The organism is Pseudarthrobacter enclensis, from assembly GCF_030811655.1.
Taxonomy (GTDB): Bacteria; Actinomycetota; Actinomycetes; order Actinomycetales; family Micrococcaceae; genus Arthrobacter; species Arthrobacter enclensis_A.
Genome location: NZ_JAUSRE010000011.1, coordinates 118,337 through 143,222, shown reverse-complemented (window position 1 = coordinate 143,222; position 24,886 = coordinate 118,337). Strand labels below are relative to the sequence as shown.

Genomic DNA, 24,886 nt, shown 5'->3' with positions numbered 1-24,886 from the left:
ACTGACGGGCGGGGAGTCGCTTGGGGGAATCATAAGCCACCGGGCACCGCAGCCTTCACAGATGCATTTTTTCTGCAGGGGACTTGATCCGGATCACACTTTCTATATGATTAACCAGATTCCTATACGATTTTGGCGCCGGGCTCTTCTGCGCCTCCCCCTCCCACCCGTGCATCCCGCACCCGAAGCCATGTATCTGTCGAAGGAGACCGCATGACTACGCTCGGAAGTAAGACGTCCACCACCACCTCACCCCGGCAGCCCCGCCTCATGACCCGCAAACGCTGGGTGATCATCTGGCTTGCCTTCGTGGGCCTCAGCATCAACTACCTTGACCGCTCCAGCCTCAGCGTCGCCCTGCCGTTCATGGGCAAGGACTTCGAACTCAGCGCCACCCAGCAGGGACTGATTTTCGCCGCCTTCTTCTGGGCCTACGACTTCTTCCAGCTCGCCGCCGGCTGGTACGTGGACAAGGTGGGCCCCCGCCGGTCGTTCTCCCTGGCGGCCCTCTGGTGGTCCGTCTTCACCATGGTTACCGCCGCAGCGTCCAGCTTCTGGTCCCTATTTGCGGCCCGCTTCCTGCTGGGCGCCGGTGAAAGCCCCGCCCCCAGCACCGCCGCCAAGGTAGTGGCCACATGGTTCCCGGTCCGCGAACGCGCGTTCGCCACCAGCATCTGGGATTCAGGATCGAGGGTGGGAGCAGTGATCGCGCTGCCCATCGTCACCCTGATTGTCGCCTTCACCTCCTGGCATGCCGTCTTCATCATCATCGGCGTCCTCGGAATCATCTGGGCCGCCGTGTGGTGGAAGTACTACCGGAGCCCGGAAGAACACCCCAGCGCCAATGCTGCCGAAGTCAGCTACATCCAGGAGGGCGGTGCCCGCGGCTCGGCAAACGATGACGAAGGCGCAGCCAAGCTCCCCTGGCGTTCACTCTTCAAGTACCGCGCCATCCTCAGCATGATGTTCGGCTTCTTCTGCCTGAACAGCGCCATCTACTTCTTCATCACGTTCTTCCCCAGCTACCTGGTCAAGGAGCGTGGCTTCAATCTCCTCACGCTCGGCTTCTTCGGCGCCATTCCGGGCATCTGCGCCGTACTGTTCGGCTGGCTCGGCGGCTACCTTGCGGACCGTGCAGTACGGGCAGGATCCCCGGTCAGCAAGGTCCGCAAAACGGTCATCGCGGGCGGCCTGGCCGGCGGCTCGGTCATCATGTTCGCCGCGATAGTCCCGGAAGCCTGGATGGCCCTGGCCCTTCTGTCCATCGCTTACTCCAGCCTCGCGGTGGCCGCCACCGGCATCTGGTCGCTGCCGGCCGACGTCGCCCCCAGCTCCCGGCACGTCGGCTCGATCGGCGGGCTCCAGAACTTCGCCTCCAACCTGGCCGGGATCTTCACGCCCGTCCTGATCGGCATCCTGGTGGACCAGACGGGGTCGTTCGTGGCACCGCTGGCCGTGATCGGCGCAATCTCACTGGTCGGCGCTGCCAACTACCTGTTCGTCATCGGCAAGATCGAGCCGTTGAAGGTCAAGGCAGCCGCCTAGGCACTGTCCGCTGTCCCCGCCCACGCCACCGGACGACGCCGGCACCCACCCGGGTGCCGGCGTCGTCCTTTGTGCGTGGTGTCCTAGGACGCCGGCTGCTGGACCGGGACCTGGGCCTGCGCCTGGATGGCGGTGATGGCCACCGTGTTCACGATGTCCTCCACCGTGCAGCCGCGGGAGAGGTCGTTGACCGGTTTCCGGAGCCCCTGCAGGACCGGCCCCACGGCGACGGCGCCGGAGCTTTGCTGGACGGCCTTGTACGTGTTGTTGCCGGTGTTCAGGTCCGGGAAGATGAACACCGTCGCCTGGCCTGCCACGGAGGAACCGGGCATCTTGGATGCGGCAATGGAAGCATCCACGGCGGCGTCGTACTGGATGGGACCCTCCACGGCCAGGTCGGGCCGGCGGGCCCGCACCAGCTCGGTGGCCTGCCGCACCTCGTCCACCGCTTCACCGGACCCCGAACCGCCGGTTGAGTAGGACAGCATGGCCACACGCGGCTCCACGCCAAACTGGGCGGCGGTCTCGGCGGACGCCAGGGCAATGTCCGCCAGCTGCTCCACGTTGGGATCCGGGTTCACCGCGCAGTCGCCGTAGACCAGCACGCGGTCCGGCATCAGCATCAGGAACACCGAGGACACGATTTTCACGCCTTCACGGGTCTTCACGAACTCCAGCGCCGGGCGGATGGTGTGCGCGGTGGTGTGGGCCGCTCCCGAGACCATCCCGTCCACCACGCCCAGCTGGACCATCATGGTGCCGAAGTAGCTTCCGTCCTGCATGATCTCCAGCGCTTTGGGCAGGTCCACGCCCTTGTGGGCCCGCAGCTCGGCGTACTTCTCGGCGAACTTCTGCCGCAGGTCAGAGGTGGCGGGGTCGATGACGTTGATGCCCGTGAGGTCGATGCCATTGGCGGCGGCCAGCTCCCGGACCTGGGACTCCGGGCCCAGGAGCGTCAGGTCGCAGACGTCACGGCGGTGCAGGATCTCGGCCGCGCGCAGGATCCTGACGTCGGTTCCCTCCGGCAGGACCACGTGCCGCCGCTGCGTCCGGGCGCGCTCGATGAGGTCATGGAGGAACCGCAGCGGGGTCATCCGTTCCGCCCTGGGGAGGTGCAGGCGTTCCACCAGTTCGGCCTCGTCCACCCGGCGCGACCACAGGCCCAGGGCCGAGGCCACCTTCCGCCGGTGGCCGGACCAGATCTCGCTGCGCACCTCGGACACCCGGCGCGCCGTCTGGTACGTATCCTCGTCCGCCGCGAACACCGGGAACGGTGCCTGCGCCAGGAGCGGGTAGATGTTGGCGTCCGGGGCCAGGCCCCCGGTGAGGATGAGCGCCGACGGCACCGGAAACTCGGGCGAGAAGGAGGAGGCCAGGCAGGCCACCATCACGTCCGCCCGGTCCCCCGGCACGATCACCAGCGCACCCTCATCCAGCACATTCAGGAAGTTGCCCACGTTCATGGCGGCCACCTTGATGTCCTTGACATCGCGCTCCATGTCCGGGGTTCCCGCGATCTGCCGCACGCCCAGGGCCATGGCCACCTCGCCGGTGGTGGGCCGGGCGATCTCCTCCAGCTCCGGCAGGATGTACACGGGGCGGCCGGAGGCGCCGGGCTTCAGGGCGGCGGCAATGGCATCCAGGTCATCGGCATTCGCCCGGTTGACCATAATGGCCAGCAGCGCGCACTTTTCCGCGGCCAGTTCCTTGCGGGCAACCTCGACGGCGGCAGCGGTCTCGGGCACGGTCCGCCCCTTGGCGCCCACCACGGCCACGACGGGAGTGGCGAGGTTATTGGCCAGCCGGGCGTTGAGGTCGAACTCGACGGCGGCGTCCTGGCCCACCAGGTCCGTCCCCTCCACGATCACCACGTCGCAGTGGCGGGCAATGTCCGCAAAAATCTCCACGCACCGCGCGTCGATCTCCGCCCGGTTCCCTTCGGCCAGCAGGGTCCGGACCTCGCCGTAGGTCAGGCCGCCGCGGCACCGGTCATCGTCCAGCGCGAACCGGGCCCTCATCAGGGCCACCATGGGGTCATTGGCCGCGGACGGCCCGTGGACCACCGGCTTGAAGAAGCCGATCCTGTCCGCATGCCGGTGCAGGGTGTCCGCCAGTCCCAGGGCGATCAGGGACTTGCCCGATCCAGGAGTGGTTGCGCTGACGTAGATGCCTTTGGCCATGGTCCGCCCTTTGCTGTTCTTGCCGGTGCCGGTTCCCCCATCCTTGCACTTCGATCCGCGCGCGTGGCACCTCATCCAGCGTCGACTGCTCCGTAAACGTCGTTATGGGCGCCCAAAAGGACGTTTACGCAGCAATCGATGAAGCGGCCCGGTCCATCCGCGGAAGCGGTGCGACGCCGTCGCCGGTTATCCCCCGCCCCCTTGACAGTCGACCCCCCGATGGGATTACCTAATGAACATTCGGTAAATAAAGCTGGAGGCAATGACGCATGGCTGAGACCACCCTTTCCGGGGCCACCCACCCCATCCTGGAAAACGACTATGCCTCCGAATGGATGGGCATCGAGGTCCTCGCCGTCAGCGACGGCCACGCCACCATCCGGATGACCCTCCGGCAGGAAATGCTCAACGGCTTCGGCATGGCCCACGGCGGAATGATCTTCGCCTTCGGCGACACCGCGTTCGCCCTCGCGTGCAACCCCATCCAGCCTGCACCCGGCGAGGAAAACACCATCACCGTTGCCTCCGGCGTCGACATCAATTTCCTCAAGCCGGCGTTCCGCGGCCAGGTGCTCACCGCCGTCGCGGACCGCCGTTCCAGCGCCGGGCGCAGCGGCCTCTACGACATCCAGATCTTCGCCGCCGACGCCGGCGCGCCGGCATCCGGCAACCAGTCCAGTTCCCCGGGCGAGCTCATCGCCGAGTTCCGCGGACGCAGCCGCACCATCCCCAAGAAGTAGGAAAACCATGACCCTGCATGCCCCAGAATCCCCCGCCGCTGCCGTTTCCACCCCGGCGGACACCGAGGCGAACGCCGGCACCGACGCCGTCCTGGACCGCGAGGAGACCATCTCGCGCGACGAACTCGAGGTGCTGCAGCTCCAGCGGCTGCAGCACACCCTGGCCTATGCCTATGAGCGCGTGCCGCTGTACAAGCGCAAGTTCGACGAGGCCGGCATCCACCCCAATGACCTGCGCGAGCTGAGCGACCTGGGCAACTTCCCCTTCACCACCAAGGAGGACCTGCGCCAGGAATACCCGTTCGGCATGTTCGCGGTGCCGCAGAACGAGGTAGCCCGCATCCACGCCAGCTCGGGCACCACCGGCCGGCCCACCGTCGTCGGCTACACCAAGCAGGACCTGGCCGACTGGGCCAAGCTCGTTGCCCGCAGCTTCCGCGCCTCCGGCATCCGTCCGGGCATGAAGGTCCACAACGCCTACGGCTATGGCCTGTTCACCGGCGGCCTGGGCGCGCACGCCGGCGCCGAAGCCCTGGGCTGCACCGTCATCCCGATGTCCGGCGGCCAGACCGAACGCCAGATCCAGCTGATCCAGGACTTCAAGCCGGATGCCATCCTGGCCACCCCCACTTACCTGCTCACCATCGCCGACGCCATGGCCCACATGGGCATCGACCCCGCCTCGACCTCCCTGAAGTTCGCCGTCCTTGGCGCCGAGCCGTGGACCGAGGAGATGCGGCACGAGCTCGAGGTCATGATGAACATCAAGGCCTGCGACATCTACGGCCTGTCAGAGGTCATGGGTCCAGGCGTCGCCGGTGAGGCAGTGGAGACGCAGGACGGCAGCCACATCTGGGAGGACCACTTCCGCCCCGAAATCATCGACCCCTTCAACCCCGCCCCGGGCAAGGAGAACGTCCTGCGCGACGGCGAACACGGCGAACTCGTCTTCACCTCGCTGACCAAGGAAGCGCTGCCGATCATCCGGTACCGCACCAAGGACCTCACGCGCCTGCTGCCCGGCACGGCCCGCCCGGCACACCGCCGGATGGGCCGCATCACGGGCCGCAGCGACGACATGATCATCCTGCGCGGCGTGAACCTCTTTCCGTCCCAGATTGAGGAAATCGCCCTGCGCATCCCGGGGCTCAGCCCGCACTTCCAGCTCGAACTCACCCGCCCCGAGGGCCAGCGAATGGACCAGTTGACCGTGCGCATCGAGCGCCGGGACGCGGTCACCATCGAGCAGAGCACGACGGCGGCACGCACCTTGAAGGAACAGATCAAGATCCACGTGGGTTCTTCATGCACCGTGGACGTGGTGGAGCCGGGTTCGCTGGAGCGGTCCAACGGCAAGCTGCGCCGCATCTACGACCTCCGACCGAAGGCCTGAGTGTTTCGGTGGTGCTGCGCCGTCCCCGGACTTACCGACCGTTCGTGAGAAACTAGCCACTATGCCCAGCGCCAGCAGAACTGCCAGCACCACCGAAACCGCCAGCACCGACGGGACTGCCCTTAACGGCACGGCCAAGCGCGGCCGCCCCGGCTATGACCAGCAGTCGGTGCTCCGCATCGCCGTCGACGTCTTCAACCGGCACGGCTACGACGCCACCTCCATGGGCATCCTGGCCGATAACCTGGGCATCTCCAAGTCCGCCATCTACCACCACGTGCCGTCCAAGGGCGACCTCCTCAAGCTCGCCCTCGACCACGCACTGGGCGGCCTCGAAGCGATCCTGGAGCAGCCGGAGGCCACCTCCGGCGCCGCTGACGCGCGGCTGGAGTTTGTGCTGCGCCAGACGGTGGCCGTCCTGGTGGACCGGCTGCCGTTCGTCACCCTGTTGCTGCGGCTGCGCGGGAACACCGAGATCGAACGGGACGCCCTGGAGCGGCGCCGCACGTTCGACCACAAGGTGGCGGCGGTTATCTCAGCCGCCCGCGACGAGGGGTCGCTCCGCCGGGACATCGACCCCCGCACCGTCTCACGGCTGCTGTTCGGCATGATCAACTCGATCGTGGAGTGGTACAAGCCGGGCGGTTCCCTCTCCCCGCAGCGGCTGGCCGATGACGTGATCACCATGGCGTTCGAGGGCCTGCACGCAGACGCGTAGGCGGCCCCGCTCCGGAACGGCGGCCGGAATAATAAGGGTGCTTGGTATTTTTCCCGCTCCCCCGCTACGGTGGTAGAAAGCCACCATCCGCAGGGAGGTCCTGATGAGCCAGGCCAGCGATCCGCAGCGTTCACGCCGCCTCCAAACAGTGCTTGGCGCCGGGGTACTCGCGGCCTCCCTGGCACTGGGCGCATGCACCGGTACGCCAAGCCCTCCTGCACCCAGCGGCTCCTCCTCAAGCCCGGCGCCGTCGTCGTCCGCGGCCAGCTCCGCACCGGCACCCGCGTCGGGTTCCGCACCGGCAACCGGCGGGGGTGCTGACTCCGGCACCGCGGCGGGCAACCTGCCGCAACTCGTGGAAAACCTGTCGCCGTCCGTCGTCACCATCTTCACGCAAAGCGGCCTGGGCAGCGGTGTGGTGTACTCGGCGGACGGGCTGATCCTCACCAACGAGCACGTCATCCACGGCGCCACCTCGGTGGAGGTAGGTTTCGCCGACGGGCAGCGCGTCGAAGGGACGGTGAAGGCCAGCGACGCCGTGACTGACCTGGCTCTGGTGCAGGCCAAGCGTACCGGCCTGCCGAAGCCCACGTACCAGAGCAACCTGCCCAAGGTGGGTGAGGGCGCCCTGGTCCTTGGCTCGCCCCTTGGCTTTGAGAACACCGCCACCGCAGGCATCATCTCCGGCCTGCACCGTTCCATCCCCGGCTCCGCGTCCAACAGCCTGTCGCTGGTGGACCTCATCCAGACCGACGCACCCATCAGCCCGGGCAACTCCGGCGGCGCGGTGATCAACATGCGCGGCGAGGTGATCGGCATCAGTGAGGCCTACATCCCGCCCTCCGCAGGGGCCGTCTCGCTGGGCTTCGCCATCCCCGCCGCCACCGCCGTGGACGTGGCAGAGGAACTGTTGGCCACCGGCACGGCCAAGCATGCCTACCTCGGCCTGACTCCCGGCGAGCTCACGGCGCAGATCGCCGATCAGCTGGGCATCCAGGGAGGATCCGGGGTGGTGGTGCTCGCTGCCGATACGGACGGCCCGGCGGGACGCGCAGGCATCCGTCCCGGCGACGTCCTGCAGTCCATGGAAGGCGTGCAGCTGACCACCCCTGAGACGCTCCTGGCGGAACTGCGCAAGCACAACCCCGGCGACACCGTAGGCTTCAAGGTCAAGCGCGGCGACCAAAGCCTGGACATTAAGGTGGGCCTCACTGACAGGCCCGCCACCACAACCACCCGATAGGAAGGAAAAGCACATGAGCCACCCCAAGGAAGAGCCCGAGACAGGATTCATCATCCCGGACCCCTCAAAGATCCGCGAGGACGTCCCCGGCGACGCCGGCGACGAGGCCAACGTGATCCGCTTCAGCGAGGAACAGGCCCTGATCGAGGAGCAGTCGCACGGCGTCCGCCCGGACACCTACAGCGTCCCCTCCGGCGGGCCCACCATGGATGAGGCCCGCGGCAACATGGACCTGTCCGACCGCAGCGAAAGCGGCCACGGCACCGGCCCCGAGGACGACAGCAGCGACGACGGCCTGCACGGCGGCGCCGAAAGCTGACGCCAGGCCGCCAGGCCAAGCAGCAGGGGTTCCCCGATCCGACCGGGGCACCCCTGCTGCCGTGTTTTCAGTTGCTGCGTCCGGTACGCCTAGACCTGGTATTCGAGCTGGCCGCCAAGGTTTTGGTGGACGCACAGGATGTTGTGCTCGGTGTCCATGAACCACGCGCTCTTCTCCGACTCAGTGGTGCAGACGTGGTTTTCGGTCTTAAGTGTGGGCAGGTCGTAATCCTGGAACATGACGCCCCGGGCCTCCAAGTCGCGGACGGTGTCCTCAATGTCCGTGACCTCGAAGCTTAGTGCGGTGTGTTCCGAATGCCTGCCGTCGGAGACCGGCATCAGCTGCAGCATGGGACCGCCGTCCGCGCCGAGCAGTTCGCTGCCGTCGTCGGTCTTTCCACGGTGCGGGAGCCCGAGCTTTTCCGTGTAGAAGCTGCGGGCGCGGGCTGCATCATCGACCGGCAGGATGGTTGTGGCTGTGTTCATTTTGAGGGTCATTGGGGCCACCTCCTACGGGCAGAATCTTACGCCCGGCGGACCCAAAAAGACCCGGGCCCAAACGCCCCATCACTTCCCGCACCAATCCCCCCCAACGCGCCATCACTTCCGTGCGGAAAGTGATGGCGCGTTGGGGAAAACCGGGCAGTAAGTGATGGGGCGTTGGGGGTTTACTTCTCGACGAGGGTGAGGACGTCGTAGGTGGCCACGATTTCGTCGTTCTGGTTGGTCAGGACGGCGTCCCAGGCCACCTCGCCGTATTCGTCGGTTTCACGCGGAGTGATCTTCTTGGCCGTGAGGGTCACCCGGATGGAGTCTCCGGCCGCGACAGGGGTGAGGAAGCGCGCGTTCTCCAGGCCGTAGTTGGCCAGCACGGGACCCGGCGCCGGCTCCACGAACAGGCCGGCAGCCCAGCTCAGCAGCAGGTAGCCGTGTGCCACGATGCCCGGGAAGAACGGGTTGGCTTCCGCAGCCTCCTGGTTGGTGTGGGCGTAGAACGTGTCGCCCGTGGACTCGGCAAAGGCGCTGATGTCGGCCAGTGTGACCTGCCGAAGGTCCGAGCGGACGGCATCGCCGATCCGCAGCGTTTCCAGCGACTTCCGGAACGGGTGCGCCCCCTCCGTCTCCTGGGTGAAGGTCCGGTCAGCCCCGGTGTGCCACACGCCGGTGACGGCGGTGAGCATGTTGGGCGAGCCCTGGATTGCGGTGCGCTGCATGTGGTGCAGCACGGACCGGATGCCGCCCAGTTCCTCGCCGCCGCCAGCCCGCCCGGGTCCGCCGTGGACCAGGTGCGGGACGGGCGAGCCGTGGCCTGTTGAGGTGCGGGCGTCCTCACGGTTGAGCATCAGGACGCGGCCGTGGTGGGCGGCGATACCGGTGACCAGTTCACGTGCCACCTCGGGATCGTTGGTGCACACCGAGGCCACCAGGGAGCCGCCGCCACGGGCGGCGAGGCGAACGGCGTCGGAAAGGTCCTTGTAGCCGATCACGGACGACACCGGCCCGAAGGCTTCGAGGGAGTGGATGGCTTCAGCTTCCGGGTTGTCCCAGTTCAGGACGACGGGTGCCATGAAGGCGCCGCCGTCCACTACCCCGGTGGTTCCGTCGGCGGAGGTGACCGACGGCGAATCGAGCGTTCCGTACGCAAGCTCACCGCCGGCGTCGAGCATGGACTGGACGGCGGCGCGCACATCCTGAAGCTGCTCCACCGAAGCCAGGGCACCCATGGTGACGCCTTCGCCGCGCGGGTCGCCCAGGACAACGCGCTCGGTAATCCGTTTGCCAATCGCGGCGGTGACTGCGGGCACCAGTTCCTGCGGCACGATGGCACGGCGGATGGCGGTGCACTTCTGGCCGGCCTTGACGGTCATTTCCGTGACCACGGACTTGACGAACGCGTCGAACTCCGGGGTGCCCTCCACCGCGTCCGGGCCCAGGATGGCGGCGTTCAGGGAGTCCGTTTCCGACGTGAAGCGCACGCCGCCCTCCACCACGTTTGGGTGTGCCTTGAGGGACTTGGCAGTGGAAGCGGAGCCGGTGAAGGCGACCAGGTCGCGGTAGTCCAGGACGTCCAGCAGCCCGCGGACCGAGCCGGAGACCAGCTGGAGAGAGCCCTTGGGCAGGATGTTTGATTCGATGATCGCCTTGACCACGGCGGCGGCAACGTAGCCGGTGGGGGTGGCGGGCTTCACGATGGTGGGGACGCCGGCGATGAAGGCGGGAGCGAATTTCTCGAGCATGCCCCAGACCGGGAAGTTGAAGGCGTTGATCTGCACGGCGACACCGGGGATTCGGGTGTAGATGTGCTCGCCGGCGAAGGAGCCGTCCTTGGAGAGCACCTCCATGGGTCCGTCCACCACAACCTGCGAGTTGGGCAGTTCGCGCCGGCCTTTGGAGCCGAAGGTGAACAGGACGCCGATGCCGCCGTCGATGTCCACCATGGAGTCGATCTTGGTGGCGCCGGTCTGGAAGGAGAAGTTGTAGAAATGTTCCCGGCGGGCATTCAGGTACTGGGCCAATTCCTTGAGCTTGAGGGCCCGCTGGTGGAAGGTCAGCTTGCCGAGTTCAGCCTGGCCGGTGGTCCGGCCATAGTCCACGACGGCAGCGAGATCCAGGCCTTCCGTGCTGACCTTGGCCAGGATCTCCCCCGTGCTCGCATCCCGGACGGGGACGGCGGAAGCCGACGCACCGGCGTCGGGCGTCCACCAGGCATCCATGACGAAGCTGGGCACTGTCTCCACGGTGTCGACCGTGGCCTGGGGAGCTGTGGCTGTGGTGGTCATCGTTGACGGTCCTTCCAACAAGGGGGCAGGCAGGCAGGGCAGTCATTACTGACCGTCCGTTCGGTAATATATTCACCATACATGAAGTGCCATGCTGCACACTAGAAGGCCAGGACTGAATCAGCCCAGTTATAAGGAGATCCCATGAACGCCCCGTCGCCCACGGATGCCGCCGGCAACCAGCCCCTGGAGCACGAGCTCTGGAAGATAACCCTCGGTGAGCTGGACGAGAAGATGGGCGTGAAGATCCTGGAGGAGTCCGTGGAACGGGTGGTGGCCACCATGCCGGTGGAGGGCAACCGGCAGTCGTTCGGCCTCCTGCACGGCGGCGCCTCCCTTGCCGTGGGTGAGGCCGTGGGGTCCTGGGCCGCCGTCATCCATGCAAGCACCATGGGCAAGACGGCGGTGGGAGTGGACGTGTCCGCCACCCACCACCGATCCGCGCGGGAGGGCCAAGTGACCATCACGGCCACGCCCATCCACCTGGGCGGCACCCTGACCACGCACGAGGTGCTCATCACCAACGAGGCAGGCCAGCGGCTCTGCACCCTGCGCATCACCAACCTGCTGATGAAGCGCCACAAATAGCGGTCGTTAAGCCCGCCCGGCCGGTGGTTGAGCCGGTTGAAACCTAGTCCGCGCGTCCCCTCCGGCGCCGGACCAGCACCATCAGCACGACCCCGACGGCGAGCGCGGCCGCAGCGGCAAGCGCCGCGGGAAGCACACCGGAGGCGCCGGTAGCGGCGAGGCTGCCGGCCGTGATGTTTCCTGCGGGAAGCACCGGCGGCGGCGCGTCGATGGTGAACGTGAGCTGCGCCGGTGTGGAGGTTACTCCGTCAACGGCTTGGGTTACCGACACTGTGTGGGCGCCAGGGGCCAGCCCGGAGGGGAACGGAACCGTCCAGGTTCCACCGGCCACCAGGACCAACGGTGCAAGGCTGCTTCCCACTGAGCGGGATCCTGTCGGGCCGGGGGCGGCCGATCCAGCAGTGCCGGGAAGCGGCTTCCCGTCAATGGATACCGCCACATCCGCGCCGTTGAGGCCGGTTCCCTGGAGGGATGCGGGGAGGGCCTCCTGCTTGAGGTGCTGCCCGTCCGCGAGGCTGGTGACGGCCGGTGGCGGCGGCATGACGGAGAAGACCACGCTGGCTGGCGGGCTGTCCGCCAGGCCCGCGTAGGACTGGACCGCAGTAACGTTGACTTTTCCGGCTGGTGCCGGGGCCCGCAGGGCAACAGTCCAGCGGCCGTCTGCCCCCACCAGGGCCGTGCCGGCGACGTCACCGGACAGGGTGATGGTGGCCCCGGGCGTTCCCGTGCCGTCGACGGTCTTCAACCCTTGCAGCGGCTGGTTGGCCGCCGTGGTGATGGTGGGCGCGGGAAGGGACGATGGCGAAATGACCGTGTCCAGTGACACCGCACCGGAGCGGCTGAACCCGTTTACGGTCTCTGCCGTGAAGCTGAACGGACCCGGCGCGTCCGGTGCCGTAAAGGACCAGGTGCCATCGGGCTGCACGGGCACGTCGAACGGCTGCCGGCCCGCATACGTGATGCGCACCCGGGAACCTTCGGCGACGGCGGAGGCGGGCGCGGCAGGAACCCGGCCGGTGATGCTGGTGCCGGCTTTGAACGTCCCGCCCGTCGGTGCGGCGAGTGCGGGCTTGTTGAGGAAGAGTTCCAACTGGTAGCCGGGCAGCACCTTGAGGGAGTCGTCCAGGGTGGCGGCGACGGCAAAGTTCTGCGTCCCGCCCCAGTCGCCCGCACTGTGGGTTCCCACCGCGTAGTTCCCGCTGATCCAGGGACCTCCGGAGTCACCGCCGTTGGACTGTACGTCGTACGACAGGAAACCGTTGAACGCCCGGATGTCCGTTGGGTCGGTGGGGTAATTGTGTCCGCCCACCAGGAAGACTCCCACGGCGCTGATGTGCCCGCAGGACCATCCGGTCCGCCAGCCGGAGCGGCACACCGGCATGCCGATGACCGGGGCGGAGGTGCCGATGATCTTGACGTCCGGGCCCGGCTCGGACGGATCGCCGTAGGTACTCGCCGCCGGCAGCGGGTCGAGGCCCTGCCGGATGCTGCCAATGACGGCGATGTCAACGCCCACATTGCCGGGTTGGGGACTGTTGGGATTCAGGACAGTGGAGTTCCCCGGGCCGCCAAACTGGCTGAATTGGAAGGAGCCCAGCCGCCCGTTAGGCAGGCCCTGGAACAGCAGATCGGCGGTCTTCGCCGTCCCGTCTTCGGCGCAGTGCCCGGCCGTGAGGACGGCGGGCAGGCCGGAGGGGTCGAAGGCAGAGTACCCGGTGGAGCAGATGGTCTGCCGGTCCGTCTGGTAGCCCACTCCCCCGGGTACCTCAGCTGCTTCCGGCTTGAGGAGAGCTCCGCGGTCGAGTTCCACGTTGGCGTACCGCGAGACAAACTGCGACGGGGAGATCTTGCCGGGAGCCGCGGCATCTGCGGCCGCTGGGTTGGAGGCGGTACCCGTACCGCCGCCCTGGGTCGACTGCGCGGAGGCAATGCCGCCCGTCCGGATCACGAATTTGCCGCTGGAGGAGACGACTACTGCCTGCAGCCCTGCCGTTCCCACGTCGCGGACATACTCCTGGAAGAGCTCTTCGGCGCTGATTGCCAGCTGGGACCGCTGGCCCTCCGCGGATGCGGCCGGCGCGCCGGCCTGCACCGTGGCGGCGGGAGCAGAGGGCGACGGCGCCACACCAGCCGGCGCTGCTGCGGCAGGTCCGGCGGGGGGTGCTTCGAGTGACAGCCCGTGGATGCTCCCGGCGAGTGCGGCTACCGCAGCCTGAAGTTGTTGTCCCGAGCCGGTGACCACAATCGAGCTGCCCTCAATCCGGATGCCCACATAACCGGGAAGTTGGCGGAGCTGGACCGCTGCAGCCGCTGCCTGGGCGCCCAGCTCGCCTGCGGCCGCGAACTGCTGCGGGGTGAGCTTCAGGTCCCGCTGCACTGCGTCGGCGAGCGCTGCCTCGGAGAGGCCGGAGGACGCCGAGGGACTGGACGCGGAGGGTGACGGCGAAGTGCCGGCAGCCGGCGCCGGTACCTGTGCTCCGGTCGCTGCTGCCCCAGCCGCCGGAGCGGGACTTGGGTAGGTCTCGCCGGCGGCAAAAGCCGGCGCCCCCACGTAGGCGGAGGATGCCATCATGCCGGCGGCCGCGCCCAGCGCGAGTACCCGGCGCAGCTTGTCCGTGTTCGACCCCCGCCGGTGCTCGGAGGAGGTCCTGGTCCTTGGTGCTGCTGTTCCGCTCATGTCCGTCTCTCTGCCGATCAACGTGACTGAGGAACAAGAGCACCTCACGTCACAGGCGTCACACTGGTCCCATTGTATCTACGCTTGGCCGGCATATGACCAGGACGGCATCCAGCTCGGCAGGGCTGAGCCCGTTCGCCAGCAGGTAGCTGCGGGTGCCCAGGTTCCGGACAAACGCCACGACGGCGAGGCCGCGCCGCTCCAGCAGCGGCCCTAATTCCGGGTCCTCGAGGTACCTCTCCCGGCTGTGCGGGGGCCCATGGGTGCGGTAGCGCTCGTTGATGCCGCGGGCGGCACGCCGGTAGCCCTCGGCGATCGCTTCATCTGAGTCACCGGCCAGGTCCTGGACCATGGCCGCCACCATTCCACTGCGGTCGCGGCCGGCGGCGCAGTGCAGCAGCACGTCCCCCTTGGGCGCGGCGGAGGCGAGGGCCCGAAAGACACCCACCAGCTTCTCCGGGAACAGGCGCGCATTCCCGGCGTAGTGCGCCGGATCGTTGAGGTAGGGGCCAGTCAAGGCCGTGAAGCGCGGATCGTCCGGCTCCTCGGTAGGTGCGTAAACCACATCGATGCCCGTCAAGGCAGCGGCAGGCACCACGGGATCGGTGTCCCGGCGCCGCCCCTCGCCAACGTTACGAAGATCCACCACGGTGCGGACGCCGTCGTCGAACGCCTGCTTCCACCCACCCTCCGTCAGCCACTCGCGGCGCCCCATCCGGTAGATGCCGCCGGAAACGTGCCATGCATTCACAGCGCCGTCCCAGTCCATGGATCTGCCCCTGATGCTCATCGGGACAGCTAACCACACGCTCCTGGGAGACCTCGGCACATAACGGATAACCGCCGCCGAAGAAAGGGCTGCCGGACCCAATGTGCACCAGGGGTGTCCCGAGCAGCCCTGCTACGCCCCGATTCCGGTGGCCAACCAGGTGCTGATCAACCAGGCCACGCTGACGGTCAATGCCACCATTTCCGGTGCCGTGGACGCCGCCAACACCGCGTGCGGGACCAATGCCGCTACGTGGATGTGACGGGGCGCTTTGCAGGGCATGCGGCCAACTCGCTCGATCCGTGGCTGCAGCTTGATCCGAACAACTTCGCGGCCGATGACAACTTCCACCCCAACGCGGCGGGATACCGGGCCTACGCGTCAGCCTTGTTGGGCGCCGTCAGTTCGGTTCAACCCGCCGCCCCGTAGATCAGCGCGGCCCCTGTCCCCGCCGGTCCAGGCGGTACTCAAGGCCGGCGCGGACAGCGGGCCATTCGTGGTCCAGGATGGAGAACACCACGGTGTCCCGGAGGTTCCCGTCGCTGGTGCGTGAGTGGCTCCGAAGCACGCCGTCCTGCTTGGCGCCCAGCCGGGCAATTGCCTCCCGCGACTGGTGGTTGAGCCAGTGCGTACGGAATTCCACTGCTGGACAGCCGATGGTTTCGAAGGCGTGGCGGAGCAGCAGGAGCTTGGAGTCCGGGTTGGTGCCGGTCCCCTGCGCTGACGCTGCATTCCAGGTGGAGCCGATCTCCACGCGGGGTGTGGCGGCGTCGATGTTCATCTAGGCGGTCATGCCGATGATGCGCCCCGGGCCGCCCGTGGCTCCATCGATGAGCCGGGTGGTGAACGGAAGCATGGATCCCTGCTCCTGGAGGGCAAGACGGCGCCGGATTTCCGCCGCCATCGCGCCGGGCGCGGGCACCGACGTGTACCAGAGCTTCCACAGCCCGCCGTCCCGGGCGGCTTCCACCAAACCGTCGTGGTGCTCCTCCGCCAACGGCTCCAGGATTACGTAGCGGCCGGTGAGGGTAAGGGGTTCAAGGAAAGTCACCGCACCAGCCTAGGCCCACCCAGGGGGCGGTTAGGCTGGGGAAGCACCGCGACCTCGAGCGAGGGAGTTATTGTGTCAGGACCCAACCCGGATCCCGAGGACGACAAAATCACCGGCCTGGAGCCCGGCGGCGGAGTTCCGCCCGGCGAAACCCCGCCGGGCGAAGCATCGACTGCCGGCCCGCAGGGTCACGAGGAGCACGGCACCAGGAAGGGCACGCAGTTCCTGTGGATCGGCATTATCGGGGTCGTTGTCCTGCTGTGCCTCCTGTACTTCATCGGCTACATTCTGCACTTCTTCGGCTAAGGAGTGCCCCTAGCTGGGCCAGTCGAAGAAGCCCTTCCCGGTTTTGCGTCCGAGTTCGCCGCGGGCCACCTTGTCCCTAAGGATCTGCGGGGGCGCAAACCGGTCGCCAAGGGTGGAGTGCAGGTATTCGGCAATGCCCAGGCGGACATCAAGCCCCACGATATCCGTGGTCCTGAGCGGCCCAGTGGGGTGTTTGTAGCCCAGCACCATGGCGTTGTCGATGTCCTCGGCAGAGGCCACGCCTTCCTCCACCATCCGCATGGCTTCCAGCGCGATGGCCACGCCCAGGCGTGAGGACGCGAAGCCCGGGGCATCATTGACGACGACGGCGGTTTTGCCAAGCGCCTCCACCCAGGATTTTGCTGCGGCGGCAAGTCCGGGAGACGTGCGCTCCCCCAGCACCACCTCGATGAGCGTGGAGGCGGGCACGGGGTTGAAGAAGTGCAGGCCCAGGAAGTTCTCCGGCCGTTTCAGCTCGCGGGCCAGGCCGTTGACGGACAGCGACGACGTATTCGACGCCACGTACGCGTCCTCTGCCAGCCGTTCCTCGATGCCCCGCAGTGCCGTGACTTTGAGGTCCCAGTCTTCCGGGACGGCTTCCACCACCAGCTGGCGGCCTGTGAAGTCGTCGTAGTCGGTGCTGACGGCCAGGCGGGACGTGAGTTCCTCGAAGTTGGCGTCCACGGCCCCGCGCTCGATGCTCTTCGCAGCAGCCGATTCCACCCGCTCCCGGGCAGCCTCCGCGGAGACGTCGTCGCGCTCCACCACCAGGACGTCTGCGCCCTTGATCAGGAAGGCGTGGGCAATCCCGGCCCCCATGCGGCCACCGCCCAGGACTCCGACGAGGGTGGGCAGGGCGGGGTTCACTGATGGATCACTCATGGGTCTACTTTCCGTCGGCAGGGTTGGCGGCGTTGGCCTTCCTGGCCGCGTTGCGGTCCAGGAACGCCTGCATGCGGTCGAACTTGGCCTGGGATTCGAAGAGGATGCCCTGGGCCAGCTGGTCGATGAGCGGATGTGCTTCGGCAGGTGCGTGGAACACCGACTTGGTGATGCGGACGGCCAGCGGGTCCTGGCGCCCGATCCTGTTGGCCAGGCTGTGCGCCGCATCCAGCAGCTCGGCGGGGTCGTGGATTTCGGTGATGAGGTTGGCGGCTTTGGCCTCGTCCGCACCGAGGACCAGCCCGGCCAGCAGGATCTGCTTGGCCAGCGGTTCGCCCACGAGTTCCCTGAGCCGCCAGCTGGCACCGGCGGCGGCCAGGATTCCCAGCCCCGTTTCCGGGTTGCCGATCCGAACGTTGGGTGTCCCGATCCGGAAGTCGGCAGCGTACGCGAGCTCGGCACCGCCGCCCAGGCAGTAGCCGTCCAGCGCGGCAATGACCGGCATGGGCAGTTTGGCGATCCGGACGAAGATGGTGGAGTTGATTCCCTGCAGGGCGTCGTCCCGCCGGCGTTCGCGCAGCTGGGCGATGTCGGCTCCCGAAGCGAAGACTCCGTCCACGCCGGCGATGATCAGCACTTTGGGATTCTGTTCCAGCGCGGCGCAGACGGTGTGCAGTTCGTCCACCATCTGCTGGTCGATGGCGTTCTTCACCTCGGGCCGGTTGAGCAGCACCACCACCCGGTCGTCCTTCTCGTCGACAAGGAGCGCTGAGAACTTTTCCTTTCCCAGGTCCACGGTGGCGGCCATCAGATTTTCTCCAGCAGCATGGCGGTACCCTGGCCGACGCCCACGCACATCGTTGCCAGGCCGATCTTGGCGTCTTCGCGCTCCATCCGCCCCAGCAGGGTGATGGCAATCCGTGAGCCGCTGGAACCCAGCGGGTGTCCCAAAGCGATGGCACCGCCGTCGCGGTTGACGATCTCCGGTTCCAGGCCCAGGCGCCGGATGCACGCGAGGGACTGCGTGGCGAAGGCCTCGTTAAGTTCGACGGCGGACAGGTCACCCACGCTCAAGCCGCTCCGCTTGAGCACTTTCTGGGTGGCGGGGACCGGGCCGATGCCCATGATCTCGGGTTCGCAGCCCGCTGAGGCGCCATCGATGATCCGGGCGCGCGGGGTCAGGCCCAGCCGCTCGACCGCCGCTTCCGAGGCGATGATGATGGCGGAGGCGCCGTCGTTCAGGGAGGATGAGTTACCCGCGGTGACCACCGACCCCCCGTGCGCCACCGGCTTCAGGTTGGCCAGCACGTCCAGACTGGTGCCGGGGCGGGGGCCCTCGTCAGTGTCCACCACGGTTTCGGACTTGCGGGTCTTGACGGTAACAGGCACGATTTCGTCCTTGAACCGGCCGGCCTCGATGGCGTCCAGGGCCAGCTGGTGGGAGCGGACGGCGAACGCGTCAGCGTCCTCGCGGGAGATGTTGTCCACACGCGCCACTTCCTCCGCAGTCTCCGGCATGGAGTATGTCATCTTGCCGTCCCGGGCCAGGGAACCGTGCTGGAAGTGGGGGTTGGTGAAGCGCCAGCCGATGGAGGTGTCGAAGATCTGGCCGGGCTTGGCGAACGCCGCGGTTGGCTTTTCCTGGACCCAGGGTGCCCGGCTCATGGACTCCACGCCGCCGGCGATCACGATGTCCGCGGCCCCGGCCTTGATCATGTGGCTGGCCTGGATGATGGCGCTGAGGCCGGACGCGCAGAGCCGGTTGACGGTGATGCCGGGGATGTGGAGCGGCAGACCGGCCAGCAGGGTGGCCATCCTGGCCACGTTCCGGTTCTCCTCGCCGGCGCCGTTGGCGTTGCCCAGGATGACTTCGTCGATGCTCTCCGGATCCAGGCCGGCGCGTTCCACGGCCTCCCGGACCACCAGGGCCGCAAGATCGTCAGGCCGGACTGACGACAGCGCGCCGCCGTACCTGCCCACGGGCGTTCGGACCCCGCCTACAAGGAAAGCCTGCGGACCTGCAGAAGCAGCCATGGAAACACCCTTCACGCGATAAACAGCATTGTCATCGGCGGCCGATGCAGAGGAATCCCCCACTTACCGACCGTTCGTTCTGTAAATGGTACACGGCAGGCTCACGGCGCGCATCCGGTTACAGGACCGTCACCCCCAGATGTGCGGCGATGAGCGGTGCGAGCAGGCCCAGCTGGTAGTCGTCGATCACAAGTCCCGAAAGGCTGCCGAGTCCGCTGATCCTCCGGAATTCGGTCCCCCGCAGGTCGAAGTCCTTCAGCTTGGCGCCGCCCAGGTCCAGGGATCCCACCGTGCAGTCCTCCAGTTTCACCCTGGTTGCGGCCGCGGCTCCGAGGTCCAGTTCGTTGATGATGCAGCCGCTGATCAGCACGTCGGTAAGCTTGGCGCCCCGCAGGTTCAGGTAGTCAACCTTCCCGCCGTCGATCCGGACAGACTGCCACCCGCTCTCGTACAGCTCGGCGGAGCCCAGGCGCGGATTACGGAACTCCACCTCGCGCCAGGCAGTGCGGGCAGCGTGGAAGACCGGCGCGTACGCCTCCGCCAGGAGGCAGTCCCGAAACGAGGCGCCGCGGAGTTGGGCCTCGTTGAAGGAAGCGGCATCGAAGCGGCACTCGGCAAAAAAGGCATCCGCCAGGTCCAGTCCATCCATGGCCGGACGGCTGAACCGGACATTTTCATACCGAACGCCGGGATGGAAGGCCGGGTCCGGCAGGTCTTCGGGATCCTGCAGCTGAATCCTGGAAAGCCGGGGCGGGCTCACCTTGCCCGGGGCCTTGCTGCGCGCTTTGTCCATGTACCTGAGCCTATCGCCGGGGCTGAGCGCGGAACGCCCGGCCGCTGGCCGGGGCTTGAAATAGTAAGTAGGCTTTGTTTACCGTGAAAGAGCACGGTTGATCGAAGGAAACGAAAGGAGGCCGGAACCATGGGCCTCGGAGACAAGATCAGTAACGCGGCAAAAGACCTTGGCGGCAAGGCCAAGGAAGCTGCAGGCAACGCAACCGACAACGACCGCCTGAAGGCGGAAGGCCAGGCCGACCAGGTCAAGGCGGACGCCAAGAAGGTGGGCGAAAGCGTGAAGGACGAGTTCAAGCGCGACTAGCTGTTGCCGGCGCAGCCGCGGCGAACGGCGTGCTGCACCAACCCCAAACGGCGGCGGATCCCAACGGATCTGCCGCCGTTTCGTGCCCACTCACCACCCGCTGCGGGTGGGGGTGTGCCCTTTTCGGGAATCTTCGGGCATGGTCATCTCGGCCCGGAGCCCCAGCAGCCGGATGGGCTGCCCGGGCTCGATCCTGGCCAACAGTTCAAGCGTTCTTGACAGCACTTCTGCGGGATCCGACGTCCCCGCGATTTTCCGCGCGTAGGTCTTGGTGGTGAACGGGGCGTAGCGCACCTTCAGCGTCAGGCCAATGACGGGCCTTCCCTCAGCCGCGACGTCCTCCATCACCCGCGCCGCCAGCTCACGGACGGCGTCCTCAATGTGGGCGCCGTCGGTCAGATCGCGCTGGAAGGTGGTCTCGCGGCTGTGCCCCCGGGCCACCCAGGGAGTGTCGTCAACCACGCGCGCACCGTCGCCGCGTCCCAGCTGGGCGTACCACGGTCCCATCTTTGGGCCGAACTCAGGGACCAGGTCCCCGGGGTTGGCCGCCGCGAGCTCGGCAACAGTCCTGATGCCCAGGGCGGCGAGCCGCCGCGACACCGCCTTTCCCACGCCCCAGAGTTCGATGGTGGGGCGGCTTCCCATCACGTCCAGCCAATTCGCCGCCGTGAGCCGAAAGACGCCCGCAGGTTTGCCGAAGGTGGTGGCCACCTTGGCCCGGAGCAGGGTGTCCCCGATCCCGATGCTGCAGTGCAGGCGGGTTTCGGCCAGGACGGCCTGCTGCAGCTGCCGGGCAACGGCTTCTGGATCAGCGGTCCGGACGCCGACGAATGCCTCGTCCCAGCCAAGTACCTGGACCGTGGTTCCCGGCTGGGAGCGCAGGACAGCCATGACCTTTTCGGACGCTTCGAAGTAGGCTTCCTGGTCCACGGGCAGGATGACCGCGTCCGGCACTTTCCGGGCGGCGACGCGCAGCGGCATCCCTGAACCCACGCCGTAAGCCCTTGCTTCATAGGACGCGGTGGACACCACGGCACGTTCGGTGGGGTCCCCGCGGCCACCCACAATCACGGGCTTTCCGGCGAGCTCCGGCCGGCGAAGCACTTCAACGGCAGCGATGAACTGGTCCAGGTCCACATGCAGCACCCATGGTTCGCTCACAAGCCCCAGTCTGCCCGGGCCCCGGGCAGTGCACCAGCCTCCGGAGGCCCGCTCCAGAAATCCACACCGTTTCCGTCCGCTGCCCGGTTAGCCTTAGCCATGGCCTACGTTGACCTCAGCACCGAAAGCAGCGCCGCCGGCGGCTCCCCTTCCCTGCGCGGCTACCTCGCCACACCGCAGGGCCAGGGTCCTTTTCCCGGCGTCGTGATGATCCACGAGGCCTTCGGGCTGACCGACCAGACCCGCAGGCACGCGGACAGGCTGGCCCGGGCGGGCTACCTGACGTTGGCGGTGGACCTGTTCAGCGAGGGCGGGGCACGCCGCTGCCTGGTCAGCACCATGCGCAGCATGACCGCCGGCACCGGCCGGGCTTTCACGGATATCGCGACGGCCCGGAAGTGGCTGGCGGCGTCCCCGCAGTCCACCGGAAAGACGGGTGTGATCGGCTTCTGCATGGGCGGCGGCTTCGCGTTGCTGGTGGCCAGGGACGGTTTTGACGTGGCCTCCGTGAACTACGGCCGCCTTCCCGGCAACCTGGACGATGCCCTCCGCGGCGCCTGCCCCATCGTGGCCAACTACGGCGGCGCGGACAAGCCCCTGAAGGGGGCCGGCAGCCGGCTCGAATCGGCCCTGGAGCGGCTGGGAATCGAGCACAGTGTCAAGGAATTCCCGGGGGCTGGCCATGCCTTCCTGAATGACGCGGAAGAAGGCCCCAGGTTCCTGCGGCCGCTCATGCGCGTCATGGGCGTGGGGCCGGACCCGGACTCCGCCCCCGAAGCATGGCAGCGGATCGAGGACTACTTCGCCCGGTACCTGAAAGACTCCACTACCTGACGGCCTGGGCGCGCCCTGACGCCAAGGAGGAAACGCCGACGGCGGGCGCCCCCACCCAAGGGGACGCCCGCCGTCGAACGATCTTCAGAAAGGCCGGGAAGGCTTAGGTGAACAGGGAGTTCCTGGGCTGGTTGTTCTTGACCTTCTGCCAGCCGAGCCACAGGAGGACGGCAAAGAACGGGATGGTCCCCAGGGTCCAAAGGCCCAGGTAGAACACTTCACCGTCCTTGCTGGTCATGGTGTCGAAGCCGATGAGCACGGTGATCGCCAGGAGGCCCAGCAGTCCGGCCCAGCTGGTCCACGGCGAACCAGGCATGGGCAGGGTGGAGGTGATGCCCTTGCGCCGGCGCAGCACAATTTGGCTGGCGAAGATGGAGCCCCAGCAGAAGATCACACCAATCGAGGCGGTGTTCAGTGCGAGGTCGAACGCGTGCGAGCCACCCAGCCAGATGTTCAGCAGGATGCCCACCAGATAGAAAGCGGCGATGGCCAGGATGGCCGCGTAGGGCACGTGCCGCCTGGACATCCTGGTGAGCCACTGCGGGGCGTGGCCGTTGTTGGCCATGGTGCGGAACACACGGCCGATGGAGTACAGGCCGGAGTTGCACGAGGACAGGGCGGCGGTGATGACGATCATGTTCATGACATCGCCCACCCAGCCCAGGCCCATCTGGCCAAACACGGTGACGAAGGGGGAGGTGCCGGCCTTGTACTGGTCGGATGGCAGCAGCATGGCCAGCAGCAGGACGGACCCTACGTAGAACACCACGATACGGAGGACGACGGCGCGGATCGCTTTGGGCACTTCGCGTTCCGGCTTTTCCATCTCGCCGGCAGTGACGCCGACCAGCTCGATGCCGTTGTAGGCGAAGATCACGGCGTTCAGGACCAGGACCATCACCAGCGCGCCCTTGGGGAACATTCCGCCCTCGGCGGCGAAGAGGTTGTTGACCGAGGCGTGCCCGTCACCCACCTGGGCGTTGGTGACCACCATGAACGTGCCCACCACCAGGAAGATCAGGATGGCGCCGACCTTCAGGCAGGATGCCCAGAACTCGAATTCGCCGAAGGCCTTGACGCTGAGCAGGTTCACTGCCACGAGGAGCGCCAGCGCGGCGATTGCCGAGGCTTCCACGGGGACGTTGGGGAAGAAGAACTGGAAGTACAGGCCGATCGCGATGAGCTCGGCGATGCCGGTCATGCCCCAGTTAATGAAGTACATCCAGCCGGACATGTAGGCGCCCTTTTTGCCGAACATCTCGCCGGCGTAGCTCACCAGGGAGCCGGAGGTCTGGCGGTACATGATGAGTTCGCCCAGGGCCCGCATGAGCAGGTAGGCGATCACGCCGGCGATGGCGTAGGAGAAGATCAGGGCCGGTCCGGTGGAGGCCAGGCGTCCGCCGGCTCCCATGAAGAGGCCCACGCCGATGGCGCCGCCCATGGCGATCATGGTGACGTGGCGCCGGCCCAGGGTCTTGCTGTAGCCCTCGGCGCTGAGGGAGGAGTCGACGGCGGAGGATGGCGCCGTGCTGTTCATTAGGTCTGTGGGGGTACTTTGAGGCACAACTGTTCCTTGTGGGTTGGGGGTTGGCCGCATCCGGTCTTCGTATGATCGAGCTCACAAAATTCGGCTTGAAGGCCTTTCGACCTGCGAATGTGAGGGCGATCCGGCGAACTGCCGAAGCTTCACGCGACCTGACCATCCTACAAGACAGTCCGGGGTGGTACGTGACGCGCACAACACGCGCCGCGCCCGGCGATAGGCTGGGGGTATGGCAACAGCCCACCGCTTACCGCCCGCTCCGCAGCCCCAGCTGTACCGGTTCTCCTCCATGGACCTGGCCACGTTGTGCCTCTACGTTGCCATCGCGGGCTTCTTCGCCGCAGCCGGTGGCCTGGTGGCCCCGCTGCTCCGGCAGATTGCCCCGTCCCCCGCGGCAGCGTCGTACGCCGTGAACCTGCTCTTCTACGCCTCGGTGGGAATGCTGGCGCTGGTGGCGGCCCGCAAAGTGGTGGTGCGCGACCTCAAGGTACTGGCCACCCGCCCCTGGTTCACGCTGCTGATGGTCCCCGCGGCCGTGATTGCCATGATGATCCTCACCGCCGTGGTGGTGGCCGCGTACGGGCAGGTGGAAACGTCCCGGAACCAAGCTGGACTGCAGGCGCTGATGCAGCAGGTCCCGGCCTGGCTGATGGTTCCGCTGCTGGTGGTGGCGGGCCCTTTCGTGGAGGAATACATCTTCCGCCACCTGCTGATCGGCAAGCTGGGCAGGCGGGTCAACATCTGGATCTGCTGCATCCTGTCCGTGGTGCTGTTCGCTGCTCTCCACATCGTGGGGCAGGAGGCGGTGACCCTTACCGCGCTGCTCCCCTACCTGGCCATGGGCGCCACGCTGGTCTTCGTCTATATGTGGACCGGGAGGAACGTGATGTTCTCCTACTTTGTGCATGCAGCAAAGAACCTGCTGGCCTTGATCCTGGTCTATGCCATCCCGCCGGAAGTCTTCAACCAAATGCAGAACGTCCAGGCTTAGGGCCTCCTGCACGGAGGATCTTCCGCAACGCAGC

The 24,886-nt window shown here is 67.1% G+C and carries 24 protein-coding genes and 1 pseudogene; 13 read left to right on the top strand and 12 right to left on the bottom strand.

Features of this window, described 5'->3' with window-relative positions; translation table 11 throughout:
* Positions 1 to 213 precede the first annotated feature (213 nt).
* Entirely contained in the window at positions 214 to 1,545 is a 1,332-nt protein-coding gene (locus tag J2X98_RS12270) for an MFS transporter (protein ID WP_141940288.1), read from the top strand.
* A gap of 83 nt (positions 1,546 to 1,628) precedes the next feature.
* Here J2X98_RS12270 and pta read toward each other — a convergent pair whose 3' ends face one another.
* Entirely contained in the window at positions 1,629 to 3,725 is a 2,097-nt protein-coding gene (gene pta, locus J2X98_RS12265; protein WP_307308431.1) for a phosphate acetyltransferase, read from the bottom strand.
* Positions 3,726 to 3,994: 269 nt separating this feature from the next.
* Between pta and J2X98_RS12260 the strand changes: the two genes are divergently transcribed.
* The 5 genes from J2X98_RS12260 to J2X98_RS12240 all read left to right on the top strand — a co-directional run bounded on the left by J2X98_RS12260 (position 3,995) and on the right by J2X98_RS12240 (position 8,138).
* Complete coding sequence (locus J2X98_RS12260) at positions 3,995 to 4,465, top strand: hotdog fold thioesterase (protein ID WP_307308428.1); 471 nt, start codon at positions 3,995 to 3,997, stop codon at positions 4,463 to 4,465.
* A gap of 7 nt (positions 4,466 to 4,472) precedes the next feature.
* Positions 4,473 to 5,858 carry a phenylacetate--CoA ligase PaaK gene (gene paaK, locus J2X98_RS12255; protein ID WP_307308425.1) on the top strand — a complete coding sequence of 462 codons (1,386 nt, stop codon included), beginning with the start codon at positions 4,473 to 4,475 and terminating at the stop codon, positions 5,856 to 5,858.
* Between the two features lie 61 nt (positions 5,859 to 5,919).
* Complete coding sequence (locus J2X98_RS12250) at positions 5,920 to 6,576, top strand: TetR/AcrR family transcriptional regulator (protein ID WP_307308423.1); 657 nt, start codon at positions 5,920 to 5,922, stop codon at positions 6,574 to 6,576.
* Between the two features lie 103 nt (positions 6,577 to 6,679).
* Positions 6,680 to 7,819, top strand: a complete 1,140-nt coding sequence (locus tag J2X98_RS12245; protein ID WP_307308420.1) for a S1C family serine protease — start codon at positions 6,680 to 6,682, stop codon at positions 7,817 to 7,819.
* A 13-nt stretch (positions 7,820 to 7,832) separates the two neighbouring features.
* Positions 7,833 to 8,138, top strand: coding sequence for a hypothetical protein (locus J2X98_RS12240; RefSeq protein WP_307308417.1), 306 nt, complete (start codon positions 7,833 to 7,835; stop codon positions 8,136 to 8,138).
* An 89-nt stretch (positions 8,139 to 8,227) separates the two neighbouring features.
* Here J2X98_RS12240 and J2X98_RS12235 read toward each other — a convergent pair whose 3' ends face one another.
* Both J2X98_RS12235 and paaZ read right to left on the bottom strand, forming a co-directional pair.
* Positions 8,228 to 8,623 (bottom strand): VOC family protein, encoded by a 396-nt coding sequence (locus J2X98_RS12235; RefSeq protein WP_141940283.1) that lies wholly within the window; start codon positions 8,621 to 8,623, stop codon positions 8,228 to 8,230.
* 182 nt (positions 8,624 to 8,805) lie between these two features.
* A complete protein-coding gene (gene paaZ, locus J2X98_RS12230) occupies positions 8,806 to 10,917 on the bottom strand; it encodes a phenylacetic acid degradation bifunctional protein PaaZ (RefSeq protein WP_307308414.1) in 2,112 nt (703 codons plus the stop codon).
* A 144-nt stretch (positions 10,918 to 11,061) separates the two neighbouring features.
* Here paaZ and J2X98_RS12225 point away from each other — a divergent pair, with 144 nt between their 5' ends.
* The gene (locus tag J2X98_RS12225) at positions 11,062 to 11,505 is read left to right on the top strand and encodes a PaaI family thioesterase (protein WP_307308411.1); all 444 of its coding nucleotides are present in this window, start codon (positions 11,062 to 11,064) and stop codon (positions 11,503 to 11,505) included.
* A gap of 43 nt (positions 11,506 to 11,548) precedes the next feature.
* Here J2X98_RS12225 and J2X98_RS12220 read toward each other — a convergent pair whose 3' ends face one another.
* Together J2X98_RS12220 and J2X98_RS12215 are read right to left on the bottom strand one after the other, a co-directional pair.
* Positions 11,549 to 14,182, bottom strand: a complete 2,634-nt coding sequence (locus J2X98_RS12220) for a trypsin-like serine protease (RefSeq protein WP_307308409.1) — start codon at positions 14,180 to 14,182, stop codon at positions 11,549 to 11,551.
* A 58-nt stretch (positions 14,183 to 14,240) separates the two neighbouring features.
* Positions 14,241 to 14,972: a tyrosine-protein phosphatase gene (locus tag J2X98_RS12215; protein WP_307308408.1), complete on the bottom strand. Its 732-nt coding sequence runs from the start codon at positions 14,970 to 14,972 to the stop codon at positions 14,241 to 14,243.
* 82 nt (positions 14,973 to 15,054) lie between these two features.
* Between J2X98_RS12215 and J2X98_RS12210 the strand changes: the two genes are divergently transcribed.
* Both J2X98_RS12210 and J2X98_RS12205 read left to right on the top strand, forming a co-directional pair.
* Positions 15,055 to 15,213, top strand: a complete 159-nt coding sequence (locus tag J2X98_RS12210; RefSeq protein WP_307308406.1) for a hypothetical protein — start codon at positions 15,055 to 15,057, stop codon at positions 15,211 to 15,213.
* The gene (locus tag J2X98_RS12205; RefSeq protein WP_307308404.1) at positions 15,204 to 15,380 is read left to right on the top strand and encodes a hypothetical protein; all 177 of its coding nucleotides are present in this window, start codon (positions 15,204 to 15,206) and stop codon (positions 15,378 to 15,380) included. Before J2X98_RS12210 ends, J2X98_RS12205 begins: the two co-directional genes overlap by 10 nt.
* Before the next feature lies 1 nt (position 15,381).
* Here J2X98_RS12205 and J2X98_RS12200 read toward each other — a convergent pair.
* Positions 15,382 to 16,002, bottom strand: a pseudogene (locus J2X98_RS12200) (GNAT family N-acetyltransferase).
* A 72-nt stretch (positions 16,003 to 16,074) separates the two neighbouring features.
* Here J2X98_RS12200 and J2X98_RS12195 point away from each other — a divergent pair.
* The gene (locus tag J2X98_RS12195; protein ID WP_141940277.1) at positions 16,075 to 16,308 is read left to right on the top strand and encodes a DUF6480 family protein; all 234 of its coding nucleotides are present in this window, start codon (positions 16,075 to 16,077) and stop codon (positions 16,306 to 16,308) included.
* A 9-nt stretch (positions 16,309 to 16,317) separates the two neighbouring features.
* On the opposite strand, the gene J2X98_RS12190 is transcribed toward J2X98_RS12195, so the two are convergent.
* The 4 genes from J2X98_RS12190 to J2X98_RS12175 all read right to left on the bottom strand — a co-directional run bounded on the left by J2X98_RS12190 (position 16,318) and on the right by J2X98_RS12175 (position 20,017).
* Positions 16,318 to 17,190, bottom strand: coding sequence for a 3-hydroxyacyl-CoA dehydrogenase family protein (locus J2X98_RS12190; protein ID WP_307308400.1), 873 nt, complete (start codon positions 17,188 to 17,190; stop codon positions 16,318 to 16,320).
* Between the two features lie 4 nt (positions 17,191 to 17,194).
* Positions 17,195 to 17,998 (bottom strand): enoyl-CoA hydratase/isomerase family protein, encoded by an 804-nt coding sequence (locus tag J2X98_RS12185; RefSeq protein WP_307308397.1) that lies wholly within the window; start codon positions 17,996 to 17,998, stop codon positions 17,195 to 17,197.
* Positions 17,998 to 19,224, bottom strand: coding sequence for a thiolase family protein (locus J2X98_RS12180; RefSeq protein WP_307308395.1), 1,227 nt, complete (start codon positions 19,222 to 19,224; stop codon positions 17,998 to 18,000). Before J2X98_RS12180 ends, J2X98_RS12185 begins: the two co-directional genes overlap by 1 nt.
* 118 nt (positions 19,225 to 19,342) lie before the next feature.
* Positions 19,343 to 20,017, bottom strand: coding sequence for a pentapeptide repeat-containing protein (locus tag J2X98_RS12175; protein ID WP_307308392.1), 675 nt, complete (start codon positions 20,015 to 20,017; stop codon positions 19,343 to 19,345).
* A 129-nt stretch (positions 20,018 to 20,146) separates the two neighbouring features.
* On the opposite strand from J2X98_RS12175, the gene J2X98_RS12170 reads away from it, so the two are divergent.
* The gene (locus tag J2X98_RS12170; RefSeq protein WP_307308389.1) at positions 20,147 to 20,323 is read left to right on the top strand and encodes a CsbD family protein; all 177 of its coding nucleotides are present in this window, start codon (positions 20,147 to 20,149) and stop codon (positions 20,321 to 20,323) included.
* A gap of 90 nt (positions 20,324 to 20,413) precedes the next feature.
* Here J2X98_RS12170 and J2X98_RS12165 read toward each other — a convergent pair whose 3' ends face one another.
* Positions 20,414 to 21,484, bottom strand: coding sequence for a DNA polymerase IV (locus J2X98_RS12165; RefSeq protein ID WP_444964468.1), 1,071 nt, complete (start codon positions 21,482 to 21,484; stop codon positions 20,414 to 20,416).
* A 99-nt stretch (positions 21,485 to 21,583) separates the two neighbouring features.
* Between J2X98_RS12165 and J2X98_RS12160 the strand changes: the two genes are divergently transcribed.
* A complete protein-coding gene (locus tag J2X98_RS12160) occupies positions 21,584 to 22,318 on the top strand; it encodes a dienelactone hydrolase family protein (protein ID WP_141940272.1) in 735 nt (244 codons plus the stop codon).
* A gap of 103 nt (positions 22,319 to 22,421) precedes the next feature.
* On the opposite strand, the gene J2X98_RS12155 is transcribed toward J2X98_RS12160, so the two are convergent.
* Positions 22,422 to 23,882, bottom strand: a complete 1,461-nt coding sequence (locus J2X98_RS12155; protein WP_141940271.1) for an amino acid permease — start codon at positions 23,880 to 23,882, stop codon at positions 22,422 to 22,424.
* 208 nt (positions 23,883 to 24,090) lie between these two features.
* Between J2X98_RS12155 and J2X98_RS12150 the strand changes: the two genes are divergently transcribed.
* Complete coding sequence (locus J2X98_RS12150; protein ID WP_307308383.1) at positions 24,091 to 24,852, top strand: CPBP family intramembrane glutamic endopeptidase; 762 nt, start codon at positions 24,091 to 24,093, stop codon at positions 24,850 to 24,852.
* Positions 24,853 to 24,886 lie beyond the last annotated feature (34 nt).

Excerpts from the sequence above, each read along its gene's own strand:
- J2X98_RS12270 (WP_141940288.1), top strand. The coding sequence starts at position 214 with ATGACTACGCTCGGAAGTAAGACGTCCACCACCACCTCACCCCGGCAG.
- pta (WP_307308431.1), bottom strand. The coding sequence starts at position 3,725 with ATGGCCAAAGGCATCTACGTCAGCGCAACCACTCCTGGATCGGGCAAG.
- J2X98_RS12260 (WP_307308428.1), top strand. The coding sequence starts at position 3,995 with ATGGCTGAGACCACCCTTTCCGGGGCCACCCACCCCATCCTGGAAAAC.
- paaK (WP_307308425.1), top strand. The coding sequence starts at position 4,473 with ATGACCCTGCATGCCCCAGAATCCCCCGCCGCTGCCGTTTCCACCCCG.
- J2X98_RS12250 (WP_307308423.1), top strand. The coding sequence starts at position 5,920 with ATGCCCAGCGCCAGCAGAACTGCCAGCACCACCGAAACCGCCAGCACC.
- J2X98_RS12245 (WP_307308420.1), top strand. The coding sequence starts at position 6,680 with ATGAGCCAGGCCAGCGATCCGCAGCGTTCACGCCGCCTCCAAACAGTG.
- J2X98_RS12240 (WP_307308417.1), top strand. The coding sequence starts at position 7,833 with ATGAGCCACCCCAAGGAAGAGCCCGAGACAGGATTCATCATCCCGGAC.
- J2X98_RS12235 (WP_141940283.1), bottom strand. The coding sequence starts at position 8,623 with ATGAACACAGCCACAACCATCCTGCCGGTCGATGATGCAGCCCGCGCC.
- paaZ (WP_307308414.1), bottom strand. The coding sequence starts at position 10,917 with ATGACCACCACAGCCACAGCTCCCCAGGCCACGGTCGACACCGTGGAG.
- J2X98_RS12225 (WP_307308411.1), top strand. The coding sequence starts at position 11,062 with ATGAACGCCCCGTCGCCCACGGATGCCGCCGGCAACCAGCCCCTGGAG.
- J2X98_RS12220 (WP_307308409.1), bottom strand. The coding sequence starts at position 14,182 with ATGAGCGGAACAGCAGCACCAAGGACCAGGACCTCCTCCGAGCACCGG.
- J2X98_RS12215 (WP_307308408.1), bottom strand. The coding sequence starts at position 14,972 with ATGAGCATCAGGGGCAGATCCATGGACTGGGACGGCGCTGTGAATGCA.
- J2X98_RS12190 (WP_307308400.1), bottom strand. The coding sequence starts at position 17,190 with ATGAGTGATCCATCAGTGAACCCCGCCCTGCCCACCCTCGTCGGAGTC.
- J2X98_RS12185 (WP_307308397.1), bottom strand. The coding sequence starts at position 17,998 with ATGGCCGCCACCGTGGACCTGGGAAAGGAAAAGTTCTCAGCGCTCCTT.
- J2X98_RS12180 (WP_307308395.1), bottom strand. The coding sequence starts at position 19,224 with ATGGCTGCTTCTGCAGGTCCGCAGGCTTTCCTTGTAGGCGGGGTCCGA.
- J2X98_RS12175 (WP_307308392.1), bottom strand. The coding sequence starts at position 20,017 with ATGGACAAAGCGCGCAGCAAGGCCCCGGGCAAGGTGAGCCCGCCCCGG.
- J2X98_RS12170 (WP_307308389.1), top strand. The coding sequence starts at position 20,147 with ATGGGCCTCGGAGACAAGATCAGTAACGCGGCAAAAGACCTTGGCGGC.
- J2X98_RS12160 (WP_141940272.1), top strand. The coding sequence starts at position 21,584 with ATGGCCTACGTTGACCTCAGCACCGAAAGCAGCGCCGCCGGCGGCTCC.
- J2X98_RS12150 (WP_307308383.1), top strand. The coding sequence starts at position 24,091 with ATGGCAACAGCCCACCGCTTACCGCCCGCTCCGCAGCCCCAGCTGTAC.